This window comes from Pseudomonas sp. AC083 (assembly GCF_979253165.1).
On the sequence record NZ_CEEDDH010000013.1, the window covers coordinates 51,169 to 63,576 of the forward strand.

Sequence of the window (12,408 nt, forward strand, 5' to 3'; positions counted from 1 at the left end):
GCCCACTTTTCAAGAAGGTGTAGTTGCGATGAAACGTGTAGGTCTGATCGGTTGGCGCGGGATGGTCGGTTCCGTGCTCATGCAGCGGATGCTGGAAGAGCAGGATTTCGATCTTATCGAGCCGGTGTTTTTCACCACGTCCAATGTCGGTGGCCAAGGCCCGTCCGTGGGCAAGGACATTGCTCCGCTCAAGGACGCTTACAGCATTGACGAGCTGAAGACCCTCGACGTGATCCTGACCTGCCAGGGCGGCGACTACACCAGCGAAGTATTCCCCAAGCTGCGCGAAGCCGGCTGGCAGGGTTACTGGATCGACGCGGCGTCGAGCCTGCGCATGAACGATGACGCGGTGATCATTCTCGACCCGGTCAACCGCAAGGTCATCGACCAGCAGCTGGACGCGGGCACCAAGAACTACATCGGCGGCAACTGCACCGTCAGCCTTATGCTGATGGGCCTGGGCGGTCTGTTCGAGGCCGGTCTGGTCGAGTGGATGAGCGCCATGACCTATCAGGCGGCCTCCGGCGCCGGCGCGCAGAACATGCGTGAACTGATCAAGCAGATGGGCGCGACCCACGCCGCTGTCGCCGATCAACTGGCCGACCCGGCGAGCGCGATCCTCGACATCGACCGTCGCGTGGCCGAGGCCATGCGCAGCGAAGCGTACCCGACCGAAAACTTCGGTGTACCACTGGCCGGCAGTCTGATCCCGTGGATCGACAAGGAACTGCCGAACGGCCAGAGCCGCGAAGAGTGGAAGGCCCAGGCCGAGACCAACAAGATCCTCGGTCGCTTCAAGAGCCCGATCCCGGTCGACGGCATCTGCGTGCGCATCGGCGCCATGCGCTGCCACAGCCAGGCGCTGACCATCAAGCTGAACAAAGACGTACCGATCGCCGATATCGAAGGGCTGATCAGCCAGCACAACCCTTGGGTCAAACTGGTGCCGAACAACCGCGACATCAGCATGCAGGAGCTGAGCCCGACCAAGGTCACCGGCACCCTGAATGTACCGGTCGGTCGTCTGCGCAAGCTGAACATGGGTTCGCAATTCGTCGGCGCCTTCACCGTCGGCGACCAGCTGCTGTGGGGTGCGGCCGAACCGCTGCGCCGCATGCTGCGGATCCTGCTGGAGCGTTGATCGCTTGAAGCAATGAAGAAGCCCGTGCCTTGTGAGAGGTGCGGGTTTTTTTATGCGCAATGATCGTTCCCATGCTCCGCGTGGGAATGCATCCCGGGACGCTCTGCGTCCCTTCCAAAGCAGAACGCGGAGCGTCCGTTGAGACATTCCCACGCAGAGCGTGGGAACGATCGGTACGGGCAGAAATTGCCTGTGCGCCACCCACCCGGTAAAGTGCCGCTCCCCCCGTTTTGCCAGAGGTAGCTCCATGACCCAGACTTTCGATATCGCCGTTATCGGCGCCACCGGTACTGTCGGCGAAACCCTCGTACAGATTCTCGAAGAACGCGACTTCCCGGTCGGCAATCTGCACCTGCTGGCCAGCAGTGAGTCGGCCGGCAGCTCGGTGCTGTTCCGCAACAAAAACGTCCGCGTGCGCGAGGTCGACGAGTTCGATTTCAGCAAGGTCAGACTGGTGTTCTTCGCCGCCGGCGCTGCGGTGTCGCTGAGCTACGCCGCTCGCGCCCACGCTGCCGGTTGCTCTCTGATCGATTTATCCGGCGCGTTGCCTGCGGAGCAGGCGCCACAAGTGGTGCCCGAGGCCAATGCCGATATTCTCGCCAGTCTGAAAAGCCCGTTCCAGGTCAGCAGCCCAAGCCCGTCGGCCACTACGCTTGCCGTGGTGCTGGCGCCGTTGCTTGATCTGCTCGATCTGCAATACGTCAACGTCACCGCCAACCTGGCCGTTTCTGCGCAAGGTCGCGAAGCGGTCACCGAGCTCGCGCGGCAGACCGCCGAGCTGCTCAACATGCGTCCGCTGGAACCGACGTTCTTCGACCGGCAGATGGCGTTCAACCTGCTGGCACAAGTTGGTACGCCTGATGCTCAGGGTCACACGCTGCTGGAAAAACGTCTGGTACGCGAGCTGCGCCAGGTGCTGGCAAAACCTTTATTGAAGATTTCTGCCACTTGCGTTCAAGCCCCGGTGTTTTTTGGCGATAGCTTTAGCGTGACCTTGCAGTCAGGCAGCGCTGTTGACCTGAAAAAGGTCAACGCCGCGCTCGAGGCTGCACCGGGCATCGAGCTGGTCGAGGCCGGCGATTATCCGACCGCGGTCGGCGATGCGGTGGGGCAGGACGTGGTCTATGTCGGCCGCGTGCGCAGTGGTGTCGACGACCCGGCGGAACTAAATCTTTGGCTGACGTCAGATAACGTACGCAAAGGCGCGGCGCTCAATGCCGTGCAACTGGCTGAGTTGTTGATAAAAGACCTGCTGTAAAAGATACTTGGCAACAATTTGTCGACTGATTCTAGGTGAGCGCTATGCTTGCCCGAAGCGCGTCGATGACGAGTCACCCTCCGGGACTTTCCGGGGCAGCACCGAAATGATCGCGCGCGGCGACCCCCGTCGTCGCGTGCAATGCCTTACGGCAGCGGTATTCAAAAGCTTCTCGCTGGCCGAGGAACGTTCAAACAAAGGATGAGGCTATGGTTCAAGTTCGCAAACTGGTGTTAGCAATAGCGGCCGCCTCGGCGCTGTCCTCCGGTATGGCGCATGCCCTCGGGCTCGGGGAGCTGACCCTGAAGTCGACCCTGAACCAGCCGTTGGTGGCTGAAATCGAGCTGCTCGACGTCAAGGATCTCACCGCCGCCGAGGTGGTGCCGAGCCTGGCTTCCCCTGAAGACTTCGCCAAGGCTGGCGTCGATCGGCAGGCCTTTCTCAATGATCTGACGTTCACCCCGGTACTCAACGCCAGCGGCAAAAGCGTGTTGCGCGTGACCTCGAGCCAACCGCTGTCGGAACCGATGGTGAAGTTCCTCGTGCAGGTGATGTGGCCCAATGGCCGCCTGCTGCGTGATTACAGCGTGCTGCTCGATCCGTCGAAGTTCTCGCCGCAGACCGCAGACGCCGCCGCGCAGCCGGCGCCGTCGCAGACCATCACCGCGCCAACCACTGGCGCCACCCATCGCAATCAATACACCACCACGCCGCGCGACACCCTGTGGGAAATCGCCGCGAAGGCGCGCAACGGTGGCTCGGTGCAGCAGACCATGCTGGCGATTCAGGCGCTCAATCCGAATGCCTTTATCGACGGCAACATCAACCGTCTGAAAACCGGCCAGGTGCTGCGTCTGCCCGATCCGGTACAAAGCACGGCGCTGCCGCAGTCGGCAGCCATCGCTGAAGTGGCGGCGCAGAACGAAGCGTGGCGTCAGGGCCGTCGTTACGTGGCCAAGCCTGGCACCGGTCAGCAGCAGTTGGATGCAACCAATCGCGGTCGTGGCAATACCGGTACAGCGGCCAACGCTCAGGACAACCTGAGCCTGGTCTCGGCGGAAAGCGCCAAGCCCGGTGCGAAAGGCCCGGCCGGCGACGCCAAGGCGCTGAGCAACAAACTGGCTATCACTCAGGAAAACCTCGACACGACCCGTCGTGACAATGAGGAACTGAAAAGCCGCATGGCGGATCTGCAGAGCCAGTTGGACAAGCTGCAAAAGCTGATCGAGCTGAAGAACAATCAACTGGCGAAGATGCAGGCCGACGGCGCTGGTGCCGGCGCTGCGCCTGGCGCCACTGCTGCTGTACCGCCGGTGCCGGCGATCACTGCCGAACTGGCGGCGACCCCGCCAGCCACCCCGGCCGACGCCGCAGCGGCTTCACCGACTCCAGAGTCGGCCATCGCGCCGCCAGCGGAATCCCCGGTTGAGCCGGTCGTCGAGCCAGTGGTTGAAACCACGCCGCCTGCTGCCGCCGATGACGACAAAGCCTTCAATGAACTGCTGACCAATCCGATCCTGCTCGGCCTGATCGGCGGCGGTGCGGTGGTTCTCCTGCTTCTATTGTTGCTGCTGGCGCGCCGTCGCAAAGCCCAGCAGGAGGCCGAAAAGCACCTGCGCATGGCCCGCGCTCTGGCTGAAGAGCAAGAGTTCTCCGCTGAGCAGGATCTGCCGGAAAGCAGCTTCTCTGGCCTCGAAACCCCAGCGGCCAGCGTCAAACTCAACACGCCAGCTCCGGCACCTGCGCCAGCCCCTGCACCGGTCGTCACTCCGGTGGTAATGGCTGCGCCGATTGCCGCACCTCTGGTGGCACCGGCCGGCGAGCGCTCCGATGACGTGCTCGACAAAGCGCAATCGCACATCAATGCCGGTCGCCTCAATCAAGCCGCCGCGCTGCTGGAAGAGGGCGTCAGTCTTGAGCCGGAACGCAGCGATCTGCGCCTGAAGCTGATGGAAGTCTACGGCCAGCAGGGCGATCGCGATGCGTTCGTAGCGCAAGAGCGTCAGCTGGTAGCCAATGGCGATAACTTCGCCAAGGTCGAAGCGCTGAAAAGCCGCTTCCCGGCCATGGCTGTGGTCGCTGCCGGTGGGCTGGCAGCTGCCGCCGTCGCTGCCGAACTGGACGCGCAGTACGTCAAGGAATTGCTGCAAGACGAGCCGCAAGCGCCCGAGGCTGCCGCTGACGACCTCGACACTGCGTTCGATTTGAGCCTGGATGATCTCGACAACATCACCCCGGTCGATCCTGCGCCAGTGGCCGAGCCAGAAGCGCCTGTCGAGCTCGACGCGTTTCCGGCCGAAGACGACCTGAGCTTCGCTTCAGTGCTGCAAGAACAAACCGAGATGAAAGACAATCTCGACGATCTGTCGGACTTCGATCTGGATATGGATCTGGGCGCCGAACCATCGCCGGCCACGTTGGCTGAAGATGACTTCCTGCTGGATCTGGACGACGGGGGGAAGGACTTGCCGCCGGTCGAGACACCGGTAGTTGCTGACGTGCCGCAGGACGATCTGGAGCTGCCAGCCGATTTCGACCTGTCGCTGGCGGACGAAATGGACAGCAACCCGGCTGCTGAGCCGGATGCCTTCGCGGCCGAGCTGGACGACGTCAATGCCGAGCTGGATCGCCTGTCGCAGAGCATGGCCGAACCGAGCTTCACCGAAGCGGACGCCGCGATGGGTGACGATCTGGGCGAAGACGATTTCGACTTCCTCGCCGGCACCGACGAAGCGGCGACCAAACTCGATCTGGCCCAGGCCTACATCGACATGGGCGACGCCGACGGTGCCCGTGACATCCTCAACGAAGTGTTGACCGAGGGTGACGAGAAGCAGCGGGGCGAAGCCAAGGAAATGCTTTCCAACCTGGTGTAAGTTCAGCGGAAAACAACGAGCGGCAGCCCGGTGGGGCTGCCGTTTTTGTTGGTGCCGGATTCGGCGGTGTCTGAGCGATTGCTTTCGCGAGCAGGCTCGCTCCCACAGGGGGGCGCATTGCAAATGTGGGAGCGAGCCTGCTCGCGAAGAGGGCGGTACTGCCGATAGAGAACTCTGGCATCCCCGGCCCACCGCCTTATAATGCCCGCCTTTGCAAATCAGCAGGCTGTCCCACCTTGGCAAACATAGATAACCCGGTCGCTGAAATGGCGCCCGACGGCTTTTACCGCGTCGCCCTGGGCGTTGAGTACAAAGGCTCGCGCTACAGCGGCTGGCAGCGTCAGTTGACCGGTGTGGCGACGGTGCAGGAAGAGCTTGAAAAGGCCCTGTCGAAAGTCGCCAATTCGCCGGTTTCCCTGCAATGCGCCGGACGTACCGACGCAGGCGTGCATGCCTGCGGCCAAGTGGTGCACTTTGACACTCAAGTTGATCGCTCGCTGAAAGCCTGGGTCATGGGCGCCAACATCAATCTGCCCCACGACATCAGTGTCAGTTGGGCCAGGGTCATGCCGGCACATTTTCACGCGCGCTTCAAAGCCATCGCCCGGCGTTATCGCTATGTGATCTACAACGATCAGATTCGCCCGGCGCACCTCAATGAAGAGATCACCTGGAATCACCGCCCGCTCGACGCCGAGCGCATGGCCGAGGCCGCGCAGTACCTGATCGGTACTCACGATTTCAGCGCGTTCCGGGCCGGTCAGTGCCAGGCCAAGTCGCCGATCAAGAAGATGCATCACCTGCGCGTGACTCGTCACGGCAAGATGATCGTGCTCGACATTCGGGCCAATGCCTTCCTGCATCACATGGTGCGCAATATTGCCGGTGTGCTGATGACCATCGGTGCCGGGGAGCGCCCGGTGGAGTGGATGAAAGAAGTGCTGGAGAGTCGCGAGCGTCGCTCCGGCGGGGTGACGGCGCATCCATATGGGCTCTATCTGGTGCAGGTCGAGTATCACGACGAATTCCCGTTGCCCGAGCGCTTTATCGGGCCACATTTCCTTACGGGTTTCTCCGAACTTGACGGCTGACGCCCTCGGACGCTTTTGTTACCATCCGGGACGTTTTCGGATTTTGCCTTGAGGTTTTCCTGACATGTCAGCTGTTCGCAGCAAGATCTGTGGCATTACCCGCATCGAAGATGCACTGGCCGCCGTCGAAGCCGGTGCCGATGCGATCGGTCTGGTGTTTTACGCCAAGAGCCCGCGTGCAGTGAATGTGCAGCAGGCAAGGGCGATCATCAAGGCGTTGCCGCCGTTCGTCACCACCGTGGGGCTGTTCGTCAACGCCAGTCGTTGCGAGCTGGGAGAAATCCTCGATGCGGTGCCGCTTGATCTGCTGCAATTCCATGGCGACGAAAGCGCGCAGGAGTGCGAAGGCTGGCATCGTCCGTACATCAAAGCGCTGCGGGTCAAGGCCGGCGATGACATTGCCGCTGCGTGCGATGCCTTTCCCGGCGCCAGTGGCATACTGCTCGACACGTATGTCGAAGGGGTGCCTGGCGGAACCGGCGAGGCGTTTGACTGGTCACTGATTCCGCAACATTTGAGCAAACCGCTGATTCTGGCCGGCGGCCTGACGCCGGAGAACGTTGCCGACGCGGTAGCGCGGGTCAAGCCCTACGCGGTGGATGTCAGCGGCGGAGTAGAGGCGAGCAAAGGCATCAAGGATCACCACAAGATTCGCGCATTCATCAACGCGGTGCGCGGCAATACATCGTCGATGTGACGGCTGGCAGTCTGCCGCCGTCCATCAATGCACTTGCACAAAGCAGGCGCGGCTGAGGGTTGCTGAATCGTACGCAGGTCATGTTCCGCGCTGACCGCGACTCTTCACCAACCATCGCCACACACATGAATTTAGCTCAAGGGCATACGCGGGGCTGCGAACCAGAGCGTTCGGGCCGCCGGTACTGGAGAAAGAAAGCATGAGCAACTGGTTAGTAGACAAACTGATCCCTTCGATCATGCGCTCGGAGGTCAAGAAGAGCTCGGTGCCTGAAGGTCTGTGGCACAAATGCCCGTCCTGCGAGGCGGTGTTGTACCGTCCGGAGCTGGAAAAGACCCTGGATGTTTGCCCCAAGTGCAACCACCACATGCGCATCGGCGCACGTGCGCGCATCGACATCTTCCTCGACCCGGAAGGCCGCAATGAACTGGGTGCTGACCTGGAGCCGGTTGACCGTCTGAAATTCCGCGACGGCAAGAAGTACAAGGACCGCCTGGTCGCTGCGCAGAAGCAGACCGGCGAGAAAGATGCGCTGATCTCGGTCAGCGGTACCTTGCTGGGCATGCCGGTAGTGGTTTCCGCATTCGAATTCAACTTCATGGGCGGTTCCATGGGCGCCATCGTCGGTGAGCGCTTCGTTCGCGCTGCCAACTACGCACTGGAAAACCGCTGCCCGATGATCTGCTTCGCCGCCTCCGGTGGTGCACGCATGCAGGAAGCGCTGATCTCGCTGATGCAGATGGCCAAGACCTCGGCCGTGCTGGCGCGCCTGCGTGAAGAAGGCATTCCGTTCATCTCCGTACTGACCGACCCGGTTTACGGCGGCGTTTCCGCCAGTCTGGCGATGCTCGGTGACGTCATCGTTGGCGAACCGAAGGCCCTGATCGGCTTCGCCGGTCCGCGGGTAATCGAGCAGACCGTGCGCGAAAAACTGCCGGAAGGCTTCCAGCGCAGCGAGTTCCTGCTGGAACACGGCGCCATCGACATGATCATCCACCGTCAGGAGCTGCGTCCGCGTCTGGGTAACCTGCTGGCACAGATGACTGGCAAGCCGACGCCGAAGTTCGTCGCCGCGCCGATCGAGCCAATCGTGGTGCCGCCGGTGCCTGCCAACGTATGACCCAGCGCACCCTTGGTGAATGGCTCGCCTACCTCGAGCAGTTGCATCCGTCGGCCATCGACATGGGCCTGGAGCGTTCGCAACAGGTAGCGTCCCGCATGGGGCTGGGCCAGCCGGCGCCTCGGGTGATCACGGTCACCGGCACAAACGGCAAGGGTTCGACCTGCGCGTTCGTGGCTTCTTTGCTGCGTGCGCAGGGCCTGAACGTTGGCGTCTACAATTCTCCGCACCTGCTGCGTTATAACGAGCGGGTGCAACTCAATGGCGTCGAAGCCACTGACGCCCAGCTGTGCGAAGCCTTTGCTGCGGTTGAGGCGGGCCGCGGCGAGACTTCCCTGACTTACTTCGAAATGGGCACCCTGGCGGCGTTCTGGCTGTTCCAACAGTCCGCGCTTGATGCTGTGGTGCTAGAAGTGGGATTGGGCGGGCGTCTGGATACCGTCAATGTGGTGGATGCCGACATCGCGCTGGTCACCAGCATCGGTGTCGATCACGCCGATTATCTGGGCGATACCCGCGAATCCGTAGCCTACGAGAAGGCTGGAATTTTCCGCCAGGGCAAGCCTGCTCTGTGTGGCGACCTGAATCCTCCGCAACCACTGCTCGACAAGGCGCACGAACTGGCTTGCCCGTTCTTCCTGCGTGGACGCGATTTCGATCTTGGCATCACCGAGCAGCATTGGCAGTGGCGCGGCACCGATGCCCTACGCCAAGTGGTCGAGTTGCGCGACTTGCCGCTGCTCGATCTGCCAATGGAAAACGCCGCGCTGGCGCTGCAAGCCTATCTGCTGACAGGTTTGCCGTGGAATGCCGAACAGATTGTCGCAGCGTTGCAGGCGACGCGCGTGGTCGGGCGCCTCGATCGTCGTTCGTTCGAATGGAACGGCAAGCGCCTGAACCTGTTGCTGGATGTCGGTCACAATCCGCATGCCGCTGAATATCTCGCGCGACGTCTGGCTGCGCGGCCGCCGGTTGGCAAGCGTCTGGCGGTGTTCGGGTTGCTGGCGGACAAGGATCTCGATGGTGTTGCTGGCGAATTGAATGCTAGTGTCGCGCATTGGGCTGTCGCGCCGCTGGATTCGCGGCGTGCGCGTCCCGTAGCTGAGCTTGAGGCAGCGCTGCAGAACCTTGGTGCTTCGGTTACGTCCTATGCCAGCGTTGCGGCCGCTCTGGAAGGGCAGTGCGCTGAGGCAACCAGCGACGACGAGATTCTGTTGTTCGGATCATTTTATTGTGTCGCCGAGGCCCTTGAATGGCTGGCCCGGCGCTCCACGGAGGAAGCGGCAAATGGCTTTGCTGGATAAAGCGTACAAGCAGCGCATGGTTGGCGCGCTGGTGCTGGTGGCGCTGGCGGTGATCTTCCTGCCGATGCTGTTTTCCCGTCAGGATGAGCAGCGTCAGGTGACCGTCGAGGCCCCGGCTGCGCCTCAGCCTTCGGCCATGCCGCAGGTGCAAATGGACCCGGTCGCCGTGCCTGAGCCCCAGGCTTTGCCACAAGAGCCGGTGCCAACGGACGAAGAGGTCGCTGAAGAAGTGGTGCCTGCTGCTCCGGCTGCTGCTCCGGCCGCCCCGGCACCGACCATCCCGGCGCAGATTGCCCGCCCGGCAACGCCGCCACCGGTGGCCAAGCCGATTCCGGCGCCGGCTCAGCCAATCACCTCCGCAACCAGCAAGCCTGACACCACGCAGAGCCGCGTCGATGCCAACGGTCTGTCGGTGAGCTGGTCAGTGCAACTTGCCAGCCTGTCGAGCCGTGCCAGCGCCGAGAGCCTGCAGAAGAACCTGCGCAGCCAGGGTTATAACGCCTACATTCGTTCGGCCGATGGCAAGAATCGGGTGTTCGTCGGTCCGCTGATCGAGCGTGCCGAAGCCGACCGTCTGCGTGATCTGCTGAGTCGTCAGCAGAACCTCAAGGGCTTCGTTGTCCGTTTTCAGCCTGAACGTGGCTGAAATCTATCACCTCGATTGAAAAGCACTGACAATCGCAGCTTACCGACAGCCATGCGCTCTGCTAAAATGCGCCGCCTTATCCGTCTGTAGGCTGCACTGTGCCATTTACCTGGGTTGACTGGGCGATCGTTGCAATCATCGCCATCTCCGCATTGATCAGTCTGAGCCGCGGCTTCGTAAAGGAAGCGTTATCGCTGCTGACCTGGATCATCGCAGGAGCGGTTGCCTGGATGTTTGGTGGCTCACTGTCCGAGTACCTCGCCGGATACATCGAAACCCCATCGGCTCGCGTGATCGCGGGCTGTGCCATCATGTTTGTCGCCACACTGATCGTGGGCGCAATGATCAATTATCTTATCGGCGAGTTGGTTCGCGTTACCGGGTTGTCCGGGACCGATCGATTCCTCGGCATGGCCTTCGGCGCAGCGCGTGGCGTGTTACTGGTGGTCGTGGCGGTCGGGCTGTTGAGCCTGGGGCCGGTACAGCAGGACGGGTGGTGGAAAGAATCACAGCTCGTGCCCAAGTTTCTATTGGTCGCCGACTGGTCCAAAAACCTGATACTCGGGTGGAGCAGTCAGTGGCTTGCCAGCGGAATCAGCGTACCCGCTGAAATTCCGTTCAAGGAGCAGCTCTTGCCGACGGCGAAAACGCCTCAGTGAGTGCTGTTCAGTTCAGATCCATTAAGTAGGGGTTGCGTCGCATGTGTGGCATCGTCGGTATCGTCGGTAAGTCGAACGTCAATCAGGCGCTGTATGACGCGCTAACCGTGCTCCAGCACCGCGGCCAGGACGCTGCCGGTATCGTGACCAGCCATGATGGCCGGTTGTTCCTGCGCAAGGATAATGGCCTGGTGCGTGACGTGTTCCAGCAGCGTCACATGCAGCGTCTGGTCGGCCACATGGGGATCGGCCACGTCCGTTACCCGACTGCCGGCAGCTCGACGTCGGCCGAAGCCCAGCCGTTCTACGTCAACTCGCCGTACGGCATCACCCTGGCGCACAACGGTAACCTGACCAACGTTGAACAGTTGGCCAAAGAGATCTACGAATCCGATCTGCGTCACGTCAACACCAGTTCCGACTCGGAAGTGCTGCTTAACGTGTTCGCCCACGAGCTGGCCCAGCGCGGCAAGCTGCAGCCGACCGAAGAAGACGTGTTCGCCGCTGTGACCGATGTGCACAACCGCTGCGTGGGTGGTTACGCCGTTGTGGCGATGGTCACAGGCTACGGCATCGTTGGTTTCCGCGACCCGCACGGCATTCGCCCGATCGTGTTCGGCCAGCGTCACACTGACGAAGGCGTCGAGTACATGATCGCCTCGGAAAGCGTTTCTCTGGACGTGCTCGGTTTCACCCTGATTCGCGACCTCGCGCCGGGCGAAGCGGTTTACATCACTGAAGATGGCAAGCTGCACACTCGTCAGTGCGCAACCAACCCGTCGCTGACCCCGTGCATTTTCGAACACGTCTACCTGGCGCGTCCGGACTCGATCATCGACGGCGTGTCGGTGTACAAGGCACGTCTGCGAATGGGCGAGAAGCTTGCCGAGAAGATCCTGCGCGAGCGCCCTGAGCACGACATCGACGTGGTCATCCCGATTCCGGACACCAGCCGTACTGCCGCGCTGGAGCTGGCCAATCACTTGGGTGTGAAATTCCGCGAAGGTTTCGTCAAGAACCGTTACATCGGTCGCACCTTCATCATGCCGGGCCAGGCTGCGCGCAAGAAGTCGGTACGCCAGAAGCTCAACGCCATCGAGCTGGAATTCCGCGGCAAGAACGTGATGCTGGTCGATGACTCGATCGTGCGCGGCACCACTTGCAAGCAGATCATCCAGATGGCCCGCGAAGCCGGCGCGAAAAACGTCTACTTCTGCTCGGCGGCACCTGCGGTGCGCTTCCCGAACGTCTACGGTATCGACATGCCGAGCGCTCACGAACTGATCGCGCACAACCGTTCGACTCAGGACGTGGCCGACCTGATCGGTGCAGACTGGCTGATCTATCAGGACCTGCCTGACTTGATCGAAGCGGTCGGCGGCGGCAAGATCAAGATCGAGCACTTCGATTGCGCGGTGTTCGACGGCAAGTACGTGACTGGTGACGTCGACGAGGCTTACCTGAACAAGATCGAACAGGCGCGCAACGATGCCTCGAAGGTCAAGACCCAGGCAGTCAGTGCGATCATCGATCTGTACAACAACTGAGTTTCCACCGGCCCTGAGGGGCCGGTTTTGTATCTGACATTTTTCAAGAACACAGCAAGGAGAGACAGC

Annotated in this window: 10 protein-coding genes; all 10 read left to right on the forward strand. The window is 61.6% G+C overall.

Annotation, left to right across the window (positions count from 1 at the left end):
• Nucleotides 1-28 precede the first annotated feature (28 nt).
• Nucleotides 29-1,141 (forward strand): aspartate-semialdehyde dehydrogenase, encoded by a 1,113-nt coding sequence (gene asd / locus AC0IXA_RS18605; protein ID WP_186532610.1) that lies wholly within the window; start codon nucleotides 29-31, stop codon nucleotides 1,139-1,141.
• 247 nt (nucleotides 1,142-1,388) lie between these two features.
• Nucleotides 1,389-2,399 (forward strand): aspartate-semialdehyde dehydrogenase, encoded by a 1,011-nt coding sequence (locus AC0IXA_RS18610; protein ID WP_471814281.1) that lies wholly within the window; start codon nucleotides 1,389-1,391, stop codon nucleotides 2,397-2,399.
• 209 nt (nucleotides 2,400-2,608) lie between these two features.
• Nucleotides 2,609-5,275: a motility hub landmark protein FimV gene (locus AC0IXA_RS18615; protein ID WP_471814283.1), complete on the forward strand. Its 2,667-nt coding sequence runs from the start codon at nucleotides 2,609-2,611 to the stop codon at nucleotides 5,273-5,275.
• Between the two features lie 266 nt (nucleotides 5,276-5,541).
• Nucleotides 5,542-6,366, forward strand: a complete 825-nt coding sequence (gene truA / locus AC0IXA_RS18620; RefSeq protein WP_016773937.1) for a tRNA pseudouridine(38-40) synthase TruA — start codon at nucleotides 5,542-5,544, stop codon at nucleotides 6,364-6,366.
• A gap of 64 nt (nucleotides 6,367-6,430) precedes the next feature.
• The gene (locus AC0IXA_RS18625; protein ID WP_471814284.1) at nucleotides 6,431-7,063 is read left to right on the forward strand and encodes a phosphoribosylanthranilate isomerase; all 633 of its coding nucleotides are present in this window, start codon (nucleotides 6,431-6,433) and stop codon (nucleotides 7,061-7,063) included.
• Between the two features lie 199 nt (nucleotides 7,064-7,262).
• Nucleotides 7,263-8,183 carry an acetyl-CoA carboxylase, carboxyltransferase subunit beta gene (accD, locus tag AC0IXA_RS18630; RefSeq protein ID WP_016773939.1) on the forward strand — a complete coding sequence of 307 codons (921 nt, stop codon included), beginning with the start codon at nucleotides 7,263-7,265 and terminating at the stop codon, nucleotides 8,181-8,183.
• Nucleotides 8,180-9,487: a bifunctional tetrahydrofolate synthase/dihydrofolate synthase gene (gene folC, locus AC0IXA_RS18635; protein WP_471814286.1), complete on the forward strand. Its 1,308-nt coding sequence runs from the start codon at nucleotides 8,180-8,182 to the stop codon at nucleotides 9,485-9,487. The genes accD and folC overlap by 4 nt, the downstream gene beginning before the upstream one ends.
• Nucleotides 9,471-10,133: an SPOR domain-containing protein gene (locus AC0IXA_RS18640; RefSeq protein WP_024012393.1), complete on the forward strand. Its 663-nt coding sequence runs from the start codon at nucleotides 9,471-9,473 to the stop codon at nucleotides 10,131-10,133. Before folC ends, AC0IXA_RS18640 begins: the two co-directional genes overlap by 17 nt.
• 98 nt (nucleotides 10,134-10,231) lie before the next feature.
• Nucleotides 10,232-10,792 (forward strand): CvpA family protein, encoded by a 561-nt coding sequence (locus AC0IXA_RS18645; RefSeq protein ID WP_016773942.1) that lies wholly within the window; start codon nucleotides 10,232-10,234, stop codon nucleotides 10,790-10,792.
• A 41-nt stretch (nucleotides 10,793-10,833) separates the two neighbouring features.
• Nucleotides 10,834-12,339: an amidophosphoribosyltransferase gene (purF, locus tag AC0IXA_RS18650; RefSeq protein ID WP_016773943.1), complete on the forward strand. Its 1,506-nt coding sequence runs from the start codon at nucleotides 10,834-10,836 to the stop codon at nucleotides 12,337-12,339.
• The last annotated feature ends 69 nt before the right edge of the window (nucleotides 12,340-12,408 follow it).

Coding starts and splice junctions, on each gene's coding strand:
- asd (WP_186532610.1), top strand. CDS start 29: ATGAAACGTGTAGGTCTGATCGGTTGGCGCGGGATGGTCGGTTCCGTG.
- AC0IXA_RS18610 (WP_471814281.1), top strand. CDS start 1,389: ATGACCCAGACTTTCGATATCGCCGTTATCGGCGCCACCGGTACTGTC.
- AC0IXA_RS18615 (WP_471814283.1), top strand. CDS start 2,609: ATGGTTCAAGTTCGCAAACTGGTGTTAGCAATAGCGGCCGCCTCGGCG.
- truA (WP_016773937.1), top strand. CDS start 5,542: ATGGCGCCCGACGGCTTTTACCGCGTCGCCCTGGGCGTTGAGTACAAA.
- AC0IXA_RS18625 (WP_471814284.1), top strand. CDS start 6,431: ATGTCAGCTGTTCGCAGCAAGATCTGTGGCATTACCCGCATCGAAGAT.
- accD (WP_016773939.1), top strand. CDS start 7,263: ATGAGCAACTGGTTAGTAGACAAACTGATCCCTTCGATCATGCGCTCG.
- folC (WP_471814286.1), top strand. CDS start 8,180: ATGACCCAGCGCACCCTTGGTGAATGGCTCGCCTACCTCGAGCAGTTG.
- AC0IXA_RS18640 (WP_024012393.1), top strand. CDS start 9,471: ATGGCTTTGCTGGATAAAGCGTACAAGCAGCGCATGGTTGGCGCGCTG.
- purF (WP_016773943.1), top strand. CDS start 10,834: ATGTGTGGCATCGTCGGTATCGTCGGTAAGTCGAACGTCAATCAGGCG.